Genomic DNA, 16,913 nt, shown 5'->3' with positions numbered 1-16,913 from the left:
CCTGTGATGGCAAGCGAAGAGAGGGAAGCGTCAGCGGTGCGGGCGCGGTCAGCGCGGCAGCGCCGGTTCGGGCACGGGCGCCCACAGGTCGGCCAGCGTCGACGTGCGCAACGGGTCGACGAGATCCTTGCCGAAGCGCAGGTGGAAATACGCTTCGGGGGCGATCGACGCATCGAACAGCCGCGTATAGCCGGTGCGGTCGTACAGCGCCCACGCTTCGGGCTGGCGAAAGCCGGTGGTCAGGTAGACGCGCCGATAGCCTTGCCGCGCGGCGCGCTGTTCGAGCGCGTCGACGATCACGCGTGCGAGGCCCTGGCGGCGCAGGTCCGCGCGGGTCCAGATGCGTTTGAGCTCGGCAGTGTGCGCGTCGTAGCGCTTGAACGCGCCGCCGCCGATCGTCTCGCCGTCGCGCAGCAGCAGCACGAACGCGCCTTCGGGCGGCGCGAACAGTTCGGCCGGATAGCGTGCGAGTTCATCGCGCGCGGACGCGCGGCTGTCGGGGCGATACGCGTTGTAGCGGGTCGCATACTCGTCGATCAGCGCGTCGATCAGCGGCTGCGCGCGGACGTCGAGCGGCGTCGTGTCGATGATGCGGTCGGTCGTGGCCATGGGCATCGCGAAGGGCGCGCGATGCGGACGTTCCTGGCGGAGTGCGGGCACGCGGCCCGTCCGGTCTGTTCCGCTATCGCGACGGAGTTGTCGTGATGACAGTGGCCGGCGCGCATCCCGTTGCTGCGATGCCGATGGCGGGCCGCCGTCGTTTCGAACACGTTAGCGGCGCGGCCGGCAAAGACGAACGAAGCAATTTCGATAAGGATTTCGCGGGCGGCGTCAGAAGGCTTGCAGCGGGCGTGGGGTGGGGTAGCATCCGGTGTCGCCGATACGCTCGAGACGGCGACGAAGTCGTTCGGGCGAAGGGGAGCACGGCGCGTGTGCGCGGCTGACCGGTATCGGCCGGGATTCGCGCGCACGGGCTGTTCCGTTGCGATCGCATCGCGCCAGACGACACTTTTTCGACGATTCCGGAGTGGAAATATGCCGTTGATCTTGCGCCGGGCAACCCCGGCCGACGCCGCGGAGTTGGGCGACCTGTATCTGCGATCCCGCAACACGATGGCATCGTATGCACCGCTCGCGCACACGGAACCGGAAGTCCGCGACTGGGTCGCCAACATCCTGATTCCGTCGGGTGGCGTGATCGTCGCCGTCGACAACGATCGGTTGGTCGGCATGGCCGCATACTCCGTCACCGATCGCGTGACATGGCTCGACCAGTTGTACGTGTGTCCCGAGTCGACGCGGCGCGGGATCGGCACTTGGCTGCTGGAGGCGGTGAAGTCGCAGACCGATGGCACGCTCCAGCTTTACACGTTCCAGATGAATCGTGCTGCCGCCGCGTTCTACGAAAAGCAGGGATTCATTGCGGTCGCGTACAGCGATGGAAGCAGAAACGAGGAACGCTGTCCCGATGTTCTGTATGCGTTGATGCGGTAACCGGGGGCGACGCGGACCGTTTAGCGGATGGCCGGTTATCGGCTCTCGCGACAGCGTCGACGTGGGGCGTGGCCGACGCTCCCCGGTCGCGACTTCTCCCCAGTCACACGCATCACTCGATGACACGCGGCGGCGTCGACAACTCCGCCAGCTGAAACAGGCAATCTCCGCGCCGAACCTGCGCGGGCACGCGCTTGCACACCACTTCGCCGTCGCCCTTGAACCGGTGCAGCACCGGTTCGCGCAGCGGCGTATCGGGGAAATGCACCCACGCGGCCGGCTGTCCGGCCGTCACCTGGTCGCCGAGTTCGACGAGTGGCTCGTACAGCCCTTGCTCGTACGCATAGACGAAGTGACGCTCGCCGTCGACGCGCATGAAGCGCGTGACGGTCGGCGGCGCATCGGGCACCAGCGCGCCGCGCAGCAGCCCGATATGACCGAGGTAGTGCAGCAGCCCGTGGCGGCCCATCCGGATCAGCGACGGGTCGGCCATGCCGGCGCCGCCGAGCTCGGTCACGATCGAAATCGCGCCTTGCCGCCGCGCGGCCGACGCCGAGTGCACGGGGTTCGGCGCATGCAGCAGCGCATTGTGCAACCCGAACGCGACCAGCAGCCCGTTGAGCTTCGCGGCTTCGTCGTCGTCGAGCGGATCGATCGCGAGCATGTTGCCGCCCTGGTACAGCAGCGAGCTGCCGCCCGAATGCAGGTCGACCAGATACTGCGCGCGCGACAGCAGCATGTGCTCGATGTAGTGGGCGATCATCTGCGTCGGCGTGCCGGCCGGGTCGCCGGGGAAGCTGCGGTTCAGGTTGCCTTCGTCGAGCGGCGACACGCGCAGGCCCGCGTCCGCCGCCGGGAAATTCGCCATCGGCAGCAGGATCAGCTGGCCGCTGACCATGTCGGGCTCGATCTCGCGCATCAGTTGCGACACGATGATCTGGCCTTCGTACTCGTCGCCGTGGTTGCCGGCCATCACGAGCGCGACCGGCCCGTCGCCGTTGCGGATCGACGCGATCGGGATCGGCAGCCAGCCGTACGCCGAGCGATGCACGGAATGCGGCAGCCGCAGGTAGCCGGCGTGCTTGCCTTGCGCGTCGAGATCGATTTCGCAGTGGATGGGATTACGGGGTGAGGAAGAGGCGGTCATGGCGGCGTCGTTCGATGAACGGAATCTGCCATCTTATCGGGAAACGACCGCCGCGCGCCGCGCCGGGCGCGCGCCATGCCGAATGCGGTGGCGAACTGCGATCGACCGGCAAGCCCATCGATGCGTGCGGACGCGTTGCAACGTCGATACGTGGAACCCTTGCGATGTTGCAGCGGTGAACGCATGCGGGCACGTCGGCCGGCCGCATTCGAGCGTGATGTTTCGCGCCGGCCCCCGCCGCGAGAAGGCCGGCGCGCGCAACCGGTTTACCGGCCCGATGTTTCAGCTTCGAGACGACCTTCTTCCCACAGTGCCCAGAAACGGCTGCCGGCGCGATACGGATTCGCGCGGCGCGCGTGGTGATCGGCGATGCCCTGGCGAAATGCGCCGTACAGCGTCAGCGGCGGATTGTCGACGCATCGGGCTTCGCGTGCGGCCGGCATCCGGCGTTCCGACACGAGCCGGCGGATCAGCGATGCGCCGTCGATCACGTCGAGTTCGTCGATGGTTTCGCTGCGGCTGAGGACTTCGACGGTATTCATGCTGGGTCTCCCTGACAACCTGTTTCCGTGACAGGGAGCAATAAGAGTGCCAGGCTCGAAAAGCCTCGCGCTGCGTCGATCGTGCCGGCTTCTGCGGCCAACGTGACGCGTGGCGAGCGGCGATGTTACGGAACACGTCACGTGACACGCGAACGCGCGGCACCACGCGCGGCCGCGCAAAGCGTTTCGGAATTGCATCGTCGGCAGGTGGCGGAAGCGGGGGAAAGCGCGCGATGTCGCGGGCCTGCGTGCGGCCGGTTCAGCTCGCGGTGGCCGGCGCGACGCGGCGGCTGCCGCTCGAATAGAACCGGTAGATCCCCTTGCCGGCCGACTTCGCTTCATACAGCGCGCTGTCGGCCTGCCGGATCAGTTCGTCGGCGGAACCGTGGCCGTCGTCGAGCGCGATGCCGATGCTGATTCCGAGGCTCACGGTCTCGCCGATCGACAGCCTGTACGGTGCCGAGATCTGCCGGATGATGCGCGTGGCGAGGAGCGAGCACGCGTGCATCGTCGTGTCGTCGAGCGCGACGACGAACTCGTCGCCGCCGATTCGCGCCGCGAGCTCGCCGGGCGGCAGCGTCTTGCCGAGCCGCTCCGCGACCTGCGTGAGCACGTCGTCGCCGGCCTGGTGGCCGAACCGGTCGTTGATCGCCTTGAAGCCGTCGAGGTCGAGATACATGACGGCGAGCGCGGGGCCCGGCATGCGGGGCCGGCGCGCGAGCATCCGCTTGAGCCCGGCATGCAGTTCGTGGCGGTTCGGCAAGCCCGTCAGCGCGTCGTGCCGCGCGAGATGCCGGATGTGCTGTTCGGTCCGGCGGCGCGCGGTGACGTCCTCGACGATGATCACCGCGTTGCCGTCCGGCACGCGGTGGCGGGTCAGTTCGAGCTGGCGGCCGTCGGCGAGCGCGACGTCGAGCGGCGCGGGTTCGTCGCAGGCCAGCCACAGCTCGCACTGCGCGGCGAGCTGCGTGCCGCCGGGATCGGTCGCGTCGTTCGCGCCGAGCGTCGCGACGACGGCGGGCAGCGGCGTATCGAGCATGATTTCGCGCGGCGAGCCGAACAGTTGCGCGGTGCGCCGGTTCGCGACGATCACGCGGCGCTCGCCGTCGATCATGCACAGGCCGTGCGGCATGTAGGTGAGCGCGGCGTCGAAACGCGCGACGAGTTCGGCGTTGCGCTGGCGCGCGGCGATCAGCGCGACGAGCACACGATAGTGGCGCTGGACGACCGTGCGCATCGCGGCAAGATAGATCGCGAGCGGCGGCAGCAGCAGCCATGCGCCCGAGCGCTGGGCCAGCAGCGCACCGACACCGATCGGCAGCACGCCGAGCGTGACCTGCATCATCGCGAGTCGCGGCAGCGCCGCATTGCGCGACGCGATCCCGCCGAACACGCCGCCCGCGACCATCACCGACAGCGTGCCGAGTTCGACGTCGACGGCCTGCACGCAGCCCATCACGCCGAGTCCGAGCACGAGGCACGCAACGAGCGACACGGGCGCGTAGCGCATCGCCCAGTATTCGGCGCGGTCGTTGCCGGCGTTGCGCTGAACCGTGTACGCGCGCGCGATCGACAGCCGCGCGACGAGCAGGCCGACGTCGGCGATCAGCCATGCCACGCACCAGAGTTGCTGCAGCCGCATCAGCGCGACGGCCGCGACGAAGCCGCTCGCGAGCCCGGACAGCGCCATCGGGCGCACGTCCTCGAACAGGGTGACGAGCATCGACGGACGCAGCGCGTCCGTCACACGGTGGTTGCCGGAGGGAGGAGTGGCGAGAACGGAGTGCAGGAGAGACGCCCTGACTGCCATGGTTGTTGACCTCGACACGATGTCGCGCGATGACGCGATGGCTGGCGGCTTCGCACGGCACGTGGCGAAGGCCCGGCCAGGCCGGATGCGCACGACATTACCATGAAACACAAGCGGCGCGGCGCCGTGCGCGACGCCGGCCACTAGTCGTAAACCACGCCCGTGGAAGTCTTGCGCATTCGTCGGCGCGGAGGCAGCATCCTTGCGAACGGCATGCGGTGCGGGGGCCGGCAGGAGACAGGTCGCCGTGGGCACGGTGCGGACCCATCGGTTGCGGCCGACACGATCGAAACGGCTGCAACGGAGGGGCGCGACGCGCTCGAATCGCTTCGTGCGACCGGCCGTCGCAGCCCGGCTGAATACCGTTATAAGAGATTCAATAAGTATTTCATGCGAGAAATACTATAGGCGATATATCAAAAACAATGCCAGAATGCGCGCCGCTCCGAACGTCGCGACACCCGATCGCCGTCCGAGCCGCATCAGGAGGTTCTCCCCCAATGAAAAACCACGGCCTGTCACGGCGGGGTTTTCTGAAAGCCAGCGTGCTGGCGGGCGTCGCAGTGTATGTCGCGCCGCTGGGCAGCCGCGCATTCGCGGCGCTCTTCGAAGAAAAACTCCTCACCCCCGTCAAATGGGATAGCGTCACCGGCATCCCCCAGTTCCGCATCGACGGCATCGCGAAGGTCACGGGCTCGAAAGTATTCGCCCGCGACGTGCGCGCCGCCGACATGCCGCACTGGCCGCAGCAGCAGTCGCATGCGCTGATCCTGCGCGTCACGCAGGCCGACCGCACGTACGAAGGCTTCGACCTGTCGCTGCTCGGCGACGACCTGAAGCCGGACCGCGTGGTCACGGCCGACGATCTCGCGCGCGACGGCGTCGCGTTCCCGACGTTCTACGGCGACGACATGCTGCTGCCCGCCGGCAAGACGCCCGCGTATCTCGGCCATGCGGTCGCGATCCTCATCTACCACGATTTCGCGCGCTTCCGCTTCGCGAAGAACGCGCTGAAATTCCGCGACGACGTGATCCGCTACGGCGCGGTCACGGGCCCGCTCGAGCGCGATCCGTGGGGCACGTTCCGCTACGTGCGCGTGGGCGGCAAGACGGCCTACGACGACGACGTCTATTCGAGCCTGAAGGATGCGCCGATCTTCCCGAGCATGATGCGCAAGCACCTGCCGGTGTGGCCGGACGGCAAGGAGCACGGCAAGCTCGACGAACAGGGCATGTTCCTGGCCGGACAGATCGCGAACGAGCTCGACCATCCGTCGGCCGACTGGCTCGTGTTCGACCGCGAGTACAACACGCAGTCGGTCGACACGGCCGCGCTCGAACCGGACAACGCGAACTGCTGGTACGACACCGCGACGCAGTCGCTGCACCTCGTCGTGCCGACCCAGTCGCCGCTCGAAGTGGCGGAGAACGCGGCCGCGATGGTCGCGAAAACCCGCTTCCCGGTGAAGAAGCTGTTCGTGCATCCGTGCTACACGGTCGGCTACGGTTCGAAGGATCACTTCAACGTGCCGTTCTACGGCCTCGTGTGCGCGTTGTACGCGGACGGCCGCCCGGTGCGTTTCGCGAACGACCGCTACGAGCAGTTCCAGACGTCGCTCAAGCGTCACGCGTTCAAGATGCACTACCGGATCGCGGTCGATCGCAACACGGGCCTGCTGCAGTCGTTCAAGGGCGACTTCGAGGCGAACGGCGGCGGACGCTCGAACTTCTCGCCGTCGGTCGCGATGGTCGGCGCGACGGCCGCGCAGTCGATCTACTACTTCCCGAAGAGCGACCTGGCCGCGGTCGCGATCGCGTCGCGCGCGATCGACGCCGGTTCCGCGCGCGGCTACGGCACGCTGCAGAGCATGGCGGCAACCGAGATGGCGGTGGACGAAATCGCCGCGCAGCTGAACATCGATCCGATCGATTTCCGTCTGCGCAACGCGCTGCGCTCGGGGATGAAGAACACGCAGGGTGCGATTCCCGCCGGCGCGCTGCGCGTCGACGAAGTGCTCGAGCGCGCGAAGCAGCATCCGCTGTGGACGCATCGCGTCGCGCGCAAGGCCGAATACGAGGCCGCGAACCCGGGCAAGCGCTACGGCGTCGGCTTCGCGTGCGTGCAGAAGGATTTCGGCACGGGCGCGGAAGCGTCGTTCGCGAAGGTCGAATTCGACGAGAACGGCAAGGTGTCGCTGCAGCACACGGCGGCCGAGATCGGTACCGGGATGTCGACGTCGCAGGCCGTCGCGGTCGCGAAATGGCTCGGCCGTCCGGCCACCGACGTGCGCGTGGCCGTGACCGAATGGCCGGACCTGCCGGTCGAGACGAGCGGCGATCCGTATCTCATGTCGCAGGCCGACCAGGATCGCCTGAGCGCGAACCCGCGCTGGTCGCCGGGCTATGCGTCGCCGTCGAGCGCGACGAACTCCGCGTACTACTTCACGCACAGCACGCGCGAAGCCGCGCGCGCGGTGTTCCGCTACGGCCTGTGGCCGGCCGCGATGTCGATCTGGACGCGCGGACTCGGCGGCGGCCAGGCGGCGCCGTACACGATCCGCATCGAGGACGCGCGCTGGGTCGACGGCAAGCTGACCGCCGACGGCCTCGAGCCGCTGTCGTTCGAACAGCTCGCGAAGCAGGCGCATGCGCTCGGCCTGCCGACCGGCGCCGTCGTGCACGTGTTCAACCGCTGGCAGTGGACCGACGCCGAGTTCGACGTGGGCGGCACGGTCGAACGCCTGCCGATCGACGGGCTGTCGCTGCGGGTCGGCGCGCCGAAGACGGGCGACAACGGCCCGATGCCCGGCACCGCCGCACCGGCCGGCGCAACCGCGATGCATGGAACGCTGGCGCCGACCGCGAACGGCTACCGCGTGCTGGACCGCAAGCGCGTGTTCATTCCGCCGACGAGCCGCAACAACGCGGCCGTCACGTACTACACGGCAGTCGGCACGCTGGTCGAACTGGCCGTGCACGAAGCGACCGGCAAGGTCGAGCTGCTCACGCACCACTCGATCATGGAATGCGGCAACCAGATTTCGCCGCAGCTCGTGTCGGGCCAGTTGCAGGGTGGCCTCGCGATGGGCATCGGGCACGCGCTGCACGAGTACCTGCCGCTGTACGAGGACGGCCCCGGCAACGGCACGTGGAACTTCAACCGTTACCAATTGCCGCGCGCATCCGACGTCGCCGTATGGACGCAGACGGGCGACGTGCTGCCGCCGCTGTCCGAGACCGATCCGCCGAAGGGCGTCGCCGAAGTGGTGATGATTCCCGTCGTCGGCGCGATCGTGAACGGCATCGCGCATGCGATCGGCCATCGTTTCACCGACCTGCCGGTGACCCCGCAAAAGATTCAGGAGGTGCTCGCATGACGACCGCCCAAACCGCGGCTTCGGCCGCGAGCGCCGGCGCCGCCGCGACCGGCGCTTCCGCACCGGATGCGGTGTCGGCCGTACCGGCATCCGCGCCGGCCGTGCCGGCTTCGGCCCCGGCTGCGGCCGCCGTCGAACGTCCGCTCGTGCGGTTCCAGTCGAAACCGCTGTCGATCAATATCAACGGCAAGTCCGTCGGCCCGATGCAGGTGCCGGAAGGGCTGATGATGATCGAGTTCCTGCACGAGTACGCGGGCCTCACCGGTTCGCGGCTCGGCTGCGGGCAGGGCATCTGCCATGCGTGCGTCGTGATCGTCGACAAGCCGGACGGCACGAGCGAGGAAATGCGCACGTGCATCACCGGCGCGCATTTCTTCCACGGCCGCTCGATCCGCACGATCGAAGGCCACGCGAAACGCAACGAAGCGGGCGAAGTGGTCGAGCTGTCGCCGATTCAGCAGAAGTTCCTCGAGCATTTCAGCTTCCAGTGCGGCTACTGCACGCCGGGCTTCGTCAACGCGGCCACCGTGCTGATCGAACGCCTGAAGCGCGAGCCGGTCGCGAAGGCCGACGTCGAGCGCACGATTACCGAGGCGCTCGATGCGCATCTTTGCCGCTGCACGGGCTATGTCCGCTACTACGAAGCCGTCAAGGACGTGGTACTGACGACCCCGGGACTCGTGAAGGACGCCGCATGAAACGCACATTCGCTCACCGTGTCGCGCGCGCCGCGGGTCTGCCCGCGATCGCCGCGGCCTGCGCGCTGCTGCTCGCTGCGTGCGGCGGCCATGACGCACCGGCGTCGAACGCGGCGTCCGGCGCGCCCGGCGCCGACTCGATCGCACGCGGCCGCTATCTCGTCAAGGCTGCCGACTGCGCAGCGTGCCACACCGCGAAGGACGGCGCGCCGTTCGCCGGCGGCGCACCGCTCGAATCGCCGTTCGGCACGTTCTACGGCTCGAACATCACGCCCGACAAGGATCACGGGATCGGCAGCTGGAGCGCGGACGACTTCTACGCCGCGCTGCACGACGGCAAGGCGCCGGGCAAGCGCCTGTATCCGTCGATGCCGTACACGTCGTACCGTCAGCTCACGCGCGCCGATTCCGACGCGATGTACGCGTACCTGAAGACCGTCAGGCCGGTCGCGCAGGCAAACCGCGAGCACGAACTGAAGTTCCCGTACAACCTGCGCTTCGGGATGGTCTTCTGGGACATGGTGTTCCTGAAGGACAGCCTGCCCGACGCCTCGACGGGCCAGTCCGCCGACTGGCAACGCGGCCGCTATCTGGCGGGCGCGCTCGGCCACTGCGCGGAATGCCATACGCCTCGCGCGTTCACCGGCCAGCTCGACAGCGCGAAACCGTTCGCGGGCGCGGCGCTCGGCCGCGTGGCCGCGCCGGACATCACGCCAGCAGGTCTTGCCGCGCGCGGCTGGACGGGCGCGGACCTGCAGACGTTCTTCGGCGTCGGCATCGCGCCGCAAGGCTCGGCGTTCGGCGAGATGTATCCGGTCGTGCACCTGAGCACGCAGTACATGACGAAGGACGACCTGCGCGCGCTGTCGGTGTACCTGCTCGGCGACACGCCGCCCGCGCCGCAACCGGTGAAGCCGGTGTCGGCCGACGCCGCGCAGCTCGCGGCCGGCCGCTCGGTGTATCTCGCGGTCTGCGCGGGCTGCCACGGCTTCAACGGCGAAGGCAAGCCGCACGTCGCGGTGCCGATGAACGGCAACTCGACGCTGCGCCAGGGCGACCCGCGCAACCTGCTGGTCGCGATGCTCGACGGGATCGGCGAGCAGAAGTTCGCCGGTTTCGAGAACCTGCAGCCGATGCCCGGTTTCGCGCACACGCTGAGCGACGACGAACTCGCGCAGCTCGCGAACTACCTGCGCGCGACGTGGGGCGGCCAGCCCGCGAGCGTCACGCCGGCCGACGTGAAGGCGATGCGTTGAGCCGTGCCCGAGGGGCGGGGCGTCGCGTGCGATCCAGCCGGTTTCCGGCGCGCGCGGCGCCTCGCCCGATTTTTTGCGGCGGCCCTTCAGTAGCCGCTGCCGCCTGCGCCTCCGCTGCCGCCCGAGCCGCCACCGCCATACCGGCTCATGCCCGGCCCCTGCGCGGGGCCGCTCCCCGACGACGTACATCCCGCCGACAGCACGAGCACCAGCGCGGCGATCAGCGCCGCGGCCAACGTTGCCGATTTCATGTTCCCCCTCCTTGCGACGCGCAGGCCGCGGGAAAGGCCGGTTCGCGTGAACCGTGCGCCTGCGCGCTGACGAAACGTTTCGGGCGGGGCGTTTATTCCATGTTGGTTGCGGGTCGTCGAATGCGACGGGGACGGATCGGAGGGGCGCACGGCGCCCGAGTCGTCACCTGGGCTTCACCGGCGAAACGTACATGAACCCGACGCGCGGACGGCGCCGCACGTCACAGGCGGCGCGCGGCGGGTGTCGCCCCACGCGAGCCGCCTGCACGATGGCTTGCGATCAACGATAGACGAGATCGGCGCGGCGGTTCTGCGCCCAGGATTCCTCGTCGTGGCCGAGCGCGACCGGCTTTTCCTTGCCGAGACTGACGGCTTCGAGTTGCGTGGCCTGCACGCCGAGCGTTTCGAGCGCGCTCATCACGGCTTGAGAGCGGCGTTGGCCGAGCGCGAGGTTGTATTCGGACGTGCCGCGTTCGTCGGTGTTGCCCTGGATGAGCACGTGCCGTGCCGGATGGCTGCGCAGGTAATCGGCATGCGCCTGCAGCAGCGACTGGTATTCGGGCTTGACGGAGTACTGATCGAAATCGAAGTAGATGCTGCGCTTCGCGAGCGGGCTGTTCGGATTATTGAGGTCGTCGGCCGTCACCGTTGCGACGGCTTCGCTCGAGGGGGCCGGCGCCATGCCGGCATTCTCGGGCGTCTTGGCCGCGTGATGGCACCCGGCCAGCAGCACGACAGTTGCGAGGACCGCAATTCGGTTCATTTTGCTCATCGTTCGTCTCCTGCGGTTGACTGCGTTGAACGCGCGGGGCGTGCGATCGGCACGTCCGTATCCGGCCGCAACGGCGCGAAAGATCCGGTACGCACGACGTGAATCGTGTTCGTAAGCCGGTGGTGCGCCATATGAAAGAGTGTTGCGACCGGAGCGCCGAATCACGGCGCCGCTGCAAACAGATTAGGAAAAATGTCACAGCGTGACCAGTTTCTCCGCATTTATTTGCGCCGATGCGACACCCCGGGCCGCATTCCTGCCGTCTTGCCGGGTGCCGCCATGGCGCCAGGGCCGCACACGGGCCCGGCCCTGGCGGCGGGAGGCAGGACGATCGAGCCGTGCCCGAACGCAAGCCGCACGCGGTCGGCGCAACGGCGTAGCGCTGCGTCGCGGCGCGCGGCGGATCGTCAGAACTTGTGCCGCAGCCCCAATGCGACGACGACCTGGTTGCTGTTCGCCGACGGCGTCAGCGTCCACACGGTCGCGTTGAACGCGGGGTTGCCGTTGCCGCCGCTCACGCTCTGGTACACGCCTTCGAGATACGCATCGGTGCGCTTCGACAGCGCATAGTCGGCCTGCGCGACGACCTGGTTCCACTTCGGGCGCGTCTGGCCGGTGCGCGTATCGAAGCGGCCCATCGTGTACGTGTAGGCAGCCGCGACGCTCAACGCCCGCGTGACGAAGAAGCGCCCGTCGACCGAGAAGTTGTCGAACACCAGCGATTCGCCCTTCAGCGGCGCGATGCCGCCGCCCTGGAGCACGCCCGTCACGCCGTCGGTGGCCGAGTGCGACCACGCGGCGCCGACCGAATGCGGCCCGAACGCATAACGGCCGGCCATCGCCCAGATCTGCTGGTTGCCGCCCGTGATCGTCGCCGAGCCGTCCACCGTGCTGAGTGCGCCGTTCGGGTTCGGCACGTTGCGGTCGCGGCTGATCTTCAGGTAGCCGGCGCCGAGCTTCAGCGGCCCGTTCGCGTACGACACGCCCGCGCTCCACGCCGCGTTGTTGGCGAACTGGCCGGCCGTGTTCGAGAAGCCGTACATCGCGCCGAACGTCAGCCCGCGATACGTCGGGCTCGTGTACTTCACCGCGTGGTTGATCCGGAGGTTGCGGTTCGAATCGTCGTTGTCGTACGGATGCACCGCGAGGTTGCCGCCCCAGCCGGGGCCGGACGCGCCGAGCGGCGTCACGAAATCGAGGATCAGGTCGTACTGGCGGCCGAACGTGATCGTGCCGGCCGTCTTCGAACTCAGCCCGATCCATGCCTGGCGGCCGAACATGTCGACGCCTTTCTGCGACAGCGCGCCGGTGGTGCCCGAAAACCCGTTTTCGAGCGTGAAGACCGCGGCCGTCCCGCCGCCGAGATCCTCGCGGCCGCGCAGCCCCCAGCGCGACGCGTTCAGCGCGCCGCTCGTCATCGCGACGGCGCCGCTGCCCGGCGAGCCGGCACCGTGCGTGCGCTGGTGGGACGCATAGGTGATCGACGTGTCGATCAGGCCGTACAGCGCCACGCTGCTTTGTGCGTGTGCGCTGGCCGCCGCAAGGGCGGTCAGGCAGGTGGCAATGGCGGTCCCCGCGAGTCGAGTGCTGGCGTGCTGGTTCATCTTGTAGGAATGCATAGGAGTTTTTATCGTTTTCCCGGCCCGGTGGCGGGCGGGTCGAGCGGCCATTATTGGAGATCGGGCGACGCGCGATTAATGCGCTGCACAGGAAAGGTCCTCTGCGAAATCGCGCGGAATCGCGGCGAGGCGGACGCGGGTCGAGGTTCAGGCAGCGGCGCGGCGGCCGGCCGTCGACGGACTCGGGCACGCGTGGCGACTCCGAGCCCATGGCCGATACGATCCGGTATTGCGATGAGATGGCGCGCGTGCCGGCGCTGTGGCACGACGTCGCTAACGATTAACCTATTGCGCCGCGATGCCGTGCGGATCGGGTTCGGCGTGTTCGACGCGGGGGCGGGCAGGGTGATCTGGTCTCCGAGTCGCAGCCTTCTGGTCGCGACGGGCACGTGACGTTCGCGGCCGATCGCGCGATACCGCTCCTGCAGCCCTGTTTCGGCCCGTTAATCGGAGCAGGGGTACCAGAGCTTGCGCCACCGGACGCAGCCGCGCAACGATGCAAACAACGCGCGGCGGCAACAGCAGGATGCACGTATGTGCCGAGGTGCGGGGCCGGCGCCTGAAACCCGGCCCCGCGCCCGTCAATGCGGCGTCACCAGACGCGGATCGATATACGCGTCGACGTCCTGCGACTGCTTGTACACGCCGTTGCGCACGTTGAACGCATTCGCGTTGCGCGTCGAGCCGTAGATCGAATCGAGCCCGTCGCCCTTGCGGAACGCGCGCTTCGCGGCAGCCTCGTCGAGCAGGTGCGTGCCTTTCAGCAGCGGCAGGTATTGTTCCGGCGCGAGGCCGACGCGCGCCGACATGATCCGCACCGCGTCCGCCTGCGTCTTCGGGTCTCCGATGTACGCGACGCAGCGATACCAGACCTTGATTACCTTGGCCCAGTCGGCGCGGCGCGCGGCGAGGCTGGCGGGCGCGACCGTGATCGCGTCGTAGATCAGCCCCGGCGCATCCGCCGACGTAAAGATCGCGCGTGCGCCCGGCGCGCGCTTCAGCGCCTCGCCCGCATTCGGCTGCCAGGCCGCCACCGCGGCGATGTCGGTCGACGAACCGAGCACCTGCGGCAGTTCGTTGGTTTTCGCGTTCACGAGCGTCACGTCGCCGTCCTTCAGCCCGTGCTTCTGCAGCGCGGTTTCGAGCAGCAGATGATCGACGAGGCCGAGTTCGACGCCGACCTTCTTGCCCTTCAGCGCCTCGACGCTGCGCAGCGGCGGCTTCGCGACGATCATGTCGTTGCCGGCGGAGTAGTCGGTGAGCAGGATCATCACGTTCTTCGCGCCTGCCGCGCCCGTCACGAGCGCGTCGCCGTTCGTCGCCGCGACGGCGTCGAGCTTGCCCGCGGAAAACGCGTCGAGCGATGCCGAGTAATCGAACCATTCGAAATCGACGTCGACGCCGGCCTCCTTGAACCAGCCCTTGTCGAGCGCGACCTGGAACGCGACCCAGCCGGGCCAGTCGCTGTAGCCGATCTTGAGCGGCGCTGCCGCGTGCGCGGGGGGTGTCGTGAGCAGCGTGGCGGCCGTGGCGGCCGCTCCCAATGCGTGGCGGACGAAACGGCGGGACAGCAGGCGGCGCAGCGCCGGGGCGGGACGGGTCATCGTTTTCTCCAGGAGACCGGGATCGGGATCGTCGATACGGACCATGCCAATGCACGGTCCGGCCGCGTGGCCGGTTCCTGCGGATGCGGAACGAACGAAGCGGCCACGGAGAGGCGCGACGGCCGTTGCCATCGCCAATCTCCCGGGCTTTTGTCCCGCCGTGTAGCGTGTGCGCGTCCGGTCTCGCGACCGGACGAATCCGCGCCGGGCTGCTCTCGGACCAGACGTTCGATGAACCGGAACCCTAGCACCCCTAAGATGCGACGCCGCCGCACCTCTCGGCGTCATGTCGAGCGAGAAGCGTGCCAACGGCACGCTGCGGGCGGCCTCAGCGGCGGCGCGATGCGCGCTGCAGTTCGATGAAGCGGGCGGAGAAGAGCGCGCTCAGCACGCGCCGGAGCAGGTCGAGCTTGTTCATGAGGTGGGCCGTAGCGAGTGAAGGTGCATGCATCCAGCAATGCGCATGCCATCGACGATCGCGCGGTGCGGGCGGACGCGACGCGCACTGCGTCGGTGCGGGGGCGCGTTTGCATGGTGCGCGGCACGCCCGCCGCGAGGGCAGCCACCCGCATCCGGTGCAGTGCCTGTCGATGCGCGCATGCCGGAAAGCCGCGTGGCGCGGCGATTCCGCCACCGCTGGCACGCAACTCGCTTATTCGATGCTCGAGAGGTGCGAAGCAATTTGCATCATCTTCAGGATCGCTAGGGTTCCGGTCGTGCGGCGTTCGCGCCGCGCGATGGCTGGTCCGAGAGCAATCCGGTCTTGTCCTTCTCCTCGAGTCGAGGAAACGGCGAGGCTCCACGGAGGGATAAAAGCCCGGGAGGTCGCGATGTCGTTCGGTCGCCCTCTCACGCCTTTCGTCCAACCGACCACGGAGCCGCCATGTCGCCGAGCCCCCAAGCCGTCCTTGCCCCGCCGCCACACGTCGTGTGGGAAACGCTGATTCCCGCCGGAACCCATTGGTCCGGCATCCTGCGCCGTGGTCTCGCGCTGCGCGTCGTCGATGTCGACGGCGGCGCCAACCTGTCCGCCGTGTTTCATCGCCAGGAAGACCCGCTCGAACGCTACAACATGGCCGACACGCTGAAGGCGCAGCACACCGCGCATCTCACGCGCGGTCATGCGCTGTACACCGACATGGGGCGCGTGATCGCGTCGATCACGGCCGACACGCTCGGCTGGCACGACCCGCTCGGCGGCGTCGGCGATGCGCGGCTCTTCGCGCACAAGTACGGCACCACGTCGTACCAGGCCGATCGCAACGCGATGATCCGCAACGGCCGCGACAGCCTCGTGCTCGAACTGGCGAAGTACGGGCTGTCGGCGCGCGATCTCGTCGCGAACGTCAATTTCTTCAGCAAGCTCGACACGCGCGAAGACGGCGCGCTCGACTTCGTCACCGGACATTCGCCGGCCGGCAGCGCGCTCGACCTGCGCTTCGAGATGAACACGCTGGCGGCATTTTCGACGGCGCCGCATCCGCTCGATCCGCACCCGGACTACGCGCCGAAGGCCGTGAAGCTGATCGCGTACCGCGCGTATCCGGCGGACGGCGCGGCACCGGAAGACGACCCGTGCCGCCGCGCGTGCGCCGAGAACGTGCGCGGCTTCGCCAACACCGATCGCCTGTTTGCGTAAGGAGCCGAGCCATGCCGATCATCGAAAGCCGCCTCGACACGCGCGATGCGATCCACGACACGATTCTGAACGCGGGCGAACCGTGGCTGCACGACCTGAAGCGCGGGCAGGTGTTCCGCATCCTCGACCTCGAAGGGAATCAGGCCGTCGACACGCTGTTCTACCGGTCCGACGACCCCGAGGAGCGTTACAGCGCGCAGGACACGATCCGCGCGCAGCGCAACCTGTACCTGAGCGCGGGCAGCGTGCTGCTGTCGAGCCGGGGCAACCCGATGGCGACGATCGTCGCCGATACCTGCGGCCGTCACGACACGCTCGGCGGCGCGTGCGCGGCCGAGAGCAACACCGTGCGCTACGCGCTCGACAAGCGGCACATGCACAACTGCCGCGACAGCTTCCTCAACGCGATCGCGCACTGTACGTGCGGCGCGGGCGCGCGGCTCACCAAGCGCGACCTCGTCGGCAACGTCAACTTCTTCATGAACGTGCCCGTCACGCCGCTCGGCGGGCTGACCTTCGAGGACGGCATTTCCGCACCGGGCAAGTACGTCGAGATGCGCGCGGAGATGGACGTCACGGTGCTGATCTCGAACTGCCCGCAGCTGAACAACCCGTGCAACGGGTACAACCCGACGCCCGTCCGCCTCACGATCTGGGAGGGCGAATGAACACGTTCCACGCTCGCTTGCTTTGCACGGAGCTGG

14 protein-coding genes and 2 riboswitches are annotated in these 16,913 nt (G+C 68.2%); of the genes, 6 read left to right on the top strand and 8 right to left on the bottom strand.

Annotation, left to right across the window (positions count from 1 at the left end; genetic code table 11):
- Positions 1-48: 48 nt before the first annotated feature.
- Complete coding sequence (locus WJ16_RS26485; protein ID WP_069259996.1) at positions 49-609, bottom strand: GNAT family N-acetyltransferase; 561 nt, start codon at positions 607-609, stop codon at positions 49-51.
- A gap of 426 nt (positions 610-1,035) precedes the next feature.
- Here WJ16_RS26485 and WJ16_RS26480 point away from each other — a divergent pair, with 426 nt between their 5' ends.
- Positions 1,036-1,494, top strand: coding sequence for a GNAT family N-acetyltransferase (locus WJ16_RS26480; RefSeq protein ID WP_069259995.1), 459 nt, complete (start codon positions 1,036-1,038; stop codon positions 1,492-1,494).
- A gap of 112 nt (positions 1,495-1,606) precedes the next feature.
- On the opposite strand, the gene WJ16_RS26475 is transcribed toward WJ16_RS26480, so the two are convergent.
- The 3 genes from WJ16_RS26475 to WJ16_RS26465 all read right to left on the bottom strand — a co-directional run bounded on the left by WJ16_RS26475 (position 1,607) and on the right by WJ16_RS26465 (position 4,993).
- On the bottom strand, positions 1,607-2,641 hold the full coding sequence (locus WJ16_RS26475) for a succinylglutamate desuccinylase/aspartoacylase family protein (protein ID WP_069259994.1): 1,035 nt from the start codon (positions 2,639-2,641) through the stop codon (positions 1,607-1,609).
- A 266-nt stretch (positions 2,642-2,907) separates the two neighbouring features.
- Positions 2,908-3,183 carry a hypothetical protein gene (locus tag WJ16_RS26470; protein WP_069259993.1) on the bottom strand — a complete coding sequence of 92 codons (276 nt, stop codon included), beginning with the start codon at positions 3,181-3,183 and terminating at the stop codon, positions 2,908-2,910.
- Positions 3,184-3,442: 259 nt separating this feature from the next.
- Positions 3,443-4,993 (bottom strand): sensor domain-containing diguanylate cyclase, encoded by a 1,551-nt coding sequence (locus WJ16_RS26465; protein WP_069259992.1) that lies wholly within the window; start codon positions 4,991-4,993, stop codon positions 3,443-3,445.
- 500 nt (positions 4,994-5,493) lie between these two features.
- Between WJ16_RS26465 and WJ16_RS26460 the strand changes: the two genes are divergently transcribed.
- The 3 genes from WJ16_RS26460 to WJ16_RS26450 are packed head-to-tail and all read left to right on the top strand — an operon-like array spanning position 5,494 to position 10,324.
- Positions 5,494-8,370 carry a xanthine dehydrogenase family protein molybdopterin-binding subunit gene (locus WJ16_RS26460; protein ID WP_069259991.1) on the top strand — a complete coding sequence of 959 codons (2,877 nt, stop codon included), beginning with the start codon at positions 5,494-5,496 and terminating at the stop codon, positions 8,368-8,370.
- Positions 8,367-9,068: a (2Fe-2S)-binding protein gene (locus tag WJ16_RS26455; RefSeq protein WP_069259990.1), complete on the top strand. Its 702-nt coding sequence runs from the start codon at positions 8,367-8,369 to the stop codon at positions 9,066-9,068. Before WJ16_RS26460 ends, WJ16_RS26455 begins: the two co-directional genes overlap by 4 nt.
- Positions 9,065-10,324 carry a cytochrome c gene (locus WJ16_RS26450; protein ID WP_069259989.1) on the top strand — a complete coding sequence of 420 codons (1,260 nt, stop codon included), beginning with the start codon at positions 9,065-9,067 and terminating at the stop codon, positions 10,322-10,324. The genes WJ16_RS26455 and WJ16_RS26450 overlap by 4 nt, the downstream gene beginning before the upstream one ends.
- A gap of 86 nt (positions 10,325-10,410) precedes the next feature.
- Here the strand turns inward: WJ16_RS26450 and WJ16_RS35375 are convergent, their stop codons facing one another.
- From WJ16_RS35375 to WJ16_RS26435, 4 genes are all read right to left on the bottom strand, one after another.
- On the bottom strand, positions 10,411-10,575 hold the full coding sequence (locus tag WJ16_RS35375) for a hypothetical protein (protein ID WP_167375399.1): 165 nt from the start codon (positions 10,573-10,575) through the stop codon (positions 10,411-10,413).
- Between the two features lie 280 nt (positions 10,576-10,855).
- Positions 10,856-11,347 (bottom strand): peptidoglycan-associated lipoprotein Pal, encoded by a 492-nt coding sequence (gene pal / locus WJ16_RS26445; protein ID WP_069259988.1) that lies wholly within the window; start codon positions 11,345-11,347, stop codon positions 10,856-10,858.
- Positions 11,348-11,754: 407 nt separating this feature from the next.
- On the bottom strand, positions 11,755-12,966 hold the full coding sequence (locus WJ16_RS26440) for a porin (RefSeq protein WP_069259987.1): 1,212 nt from the start codon (positions 12,964-12,966) through the stop codon (positions 11,755-11,757).
- Between the two features lie 581 nt (positions 12,967-13,547).
- Positions 13,548-14,570 carry an ABC transporter substrate-binding protein gene (locus WJ16_RS26435; RefSeq protein ID WP_069261144.1) on the bottom strand — a complete coding sequence of 341 codons (1,023 nt, stop codon included), beginning with the start codon at positions 14,568-14,570 and terminating at the stop codon, positions 13,548-13,550.
- A 137-nt stretch (positions 14,571-14,707) separates the two neighbouring features.
- Positions 14,708-14,829: riboswitch (guanidine-I (ykkC/yxkD leader) on the bottom strand.
- A gap of 432 nt (positions 14,830-15,261) precedes the next feature.
- A riboswitch (guanidine-I (ykkC/yxkD leader) is annotated at positions 15,262-15,396 on the top strand.
- Positions 15,397-15,453: 57 nt separating this feature from the next.
- Here WJ16_RS26435 and WJ16_RS26430 point away from each other — a divergent pair.
- Together WJ16_RS26430 and WJ16_RS26425 are read left to right on the top strand one after the other, a co-directional pair.
- Positions 15,454-16,209, top strand: coding sequence for an urea amidolyase associated protein UAAP1 (locus WJ16_RS26430; protein ID WP_069259986.1), 756 nt, complete (start codon positions 15,454-15,456; stop codon positions 16,207-16,209).
- 11 nt (positions 16,210-16,220) lie between these two features.
- Positions 16,221-16,877: an urea amidolyase associated protein UAAP2 gene (locus WJ16_RS26425; protein WP_069259985.1), complete on the top strand. Its 657-nt coding sequence runs from the start codon at positions 16,221-16,223 to the stop codon at positions 16,875-16,877.
- Positions 16,878-16,913 lie beyond the last annotated feature (36 nt).

Origin of the sequence: Burkholderia metallica (genome assembly GCF_001718555.1) — a bacterium.
In the GTDB taxonomy this organism is placed as follows: domain Bacteria; phylum Pseudomonadota; class Gammaproteobacteria; order Burkholderiales; family Burkholderiaceae; genus Burkholderia; species Burkholderia metallica.
This window is presented reverse-complemented; position numbering and strand designations above follow the sequence as displayed.

What these genes read in the sequence shown, in the direction of transcription:
- WJ16_RS26485 (WP_069259996.1), bottom strand. Translation starts at nt 609, where the DNA reads ATGGCCACGACCGACCGCATCATCGACACGACGCCGCTCGACGTCCGC.
- WJ16_RS26480 (WP_069259995.1), top strand. Translation starts at nt 1,036, where the DNA reads ATGCCGTTGATCTTGCGCCGGGCAACCCCGGCCGACGCCGCGGAGTTG.
- WJ16_RS26475 (WP_069259994.1), bottom strand. Translation starts at nt 2,641, where the DNA reads ATGACCGCCTCTTCCTCACCCCGTAATCCCATCCACTGCGAAATCGAT.
- WJ16_RS26470 (WP_069259993.1), bottom strand. Translation starts at nt 3,183, where the DNA reads ATGAATACCGTCGAAGTCCTCAGCCGCAGCGAAACCATCGACGAACTC.
- WJ16_RS26465 (WP_069259992.1), bottom strand. Translation starts at nt 4,993, where the DNA reads ATGGCAGTCAGGGCGTCTCTCCTGCACTCCGTTCTCGCCACTCCTCCC.
- WJ16_RS26460 (WP_069259991.1), top strand. Translation starts at nt 5,494, where the DNA reads ATGAAAAACCACGGCCTGTCACGGCGGGGTTTTCTGAAAGCCAGCGTG.
- WJ16_RS26455 (WP_069259990.1), top strand. Translation starts at nt 8,367, where the DNA reads ATGACGACCGCCCAAACCGCGGCTTCGGCCGCGAGCGCCGGCGCCGCC.
- WJ16_RS26450 (WP_069259989.1), top strand. Translation starts at nt 9,065, where the DNA reads ATGAAACGCACATTCGCTCACCGTGTCGCGCGCGCCGCGGGTCTGCCC.
- WJ16_RS35375 (WP_167375399.1), bottom strand. Translation starts at nt 10,575, where the DNA reads ATGAAATCGGCAACGTTGGCCGCGGCGCTGATCGCCGCGCTGGTGCTC.
- pal (WP_069259988.1), bottom strand. Translation starts at nt 11,347, where the DNA reads ATGAGCAAAATGAACCGAATTGCGGTCCTCGCAACTGTCGTGCTGCTG.
- WJ16_RS26440 (WP_069259987.1), bottom strand. Translation starts at nt 12,966, where the DNA reads ATGCATTCCTACAAGATGAACCAGCACGCCAGCACTCGACTCGCGGGG.
- WJ16_RS26435 (WP_069261144.1), bottom strand. Translation starts at nt 14,570, where the DNA reads ATGACCCGTCCCGCCCCGGCGCTGCGCCGCCTGCTGTCCCGCCGTTTC.
- WJ16_RS26430 (WP_069259986.1), top strand. Translation starts at nt 15,454, where the DNA reads ATGTCGCCGAGCCCCCAAGCCGTCCTTGCCCCGCCGCCACACGTCGTG.
- WJ16_RS26425 (WP_069259985.1), top strand. Translation starts at nt 16,221, where the DNA reads ATGCCGATCATCGAAAGCCGCCTCGACACGCGCGATGCGATCCACGAC.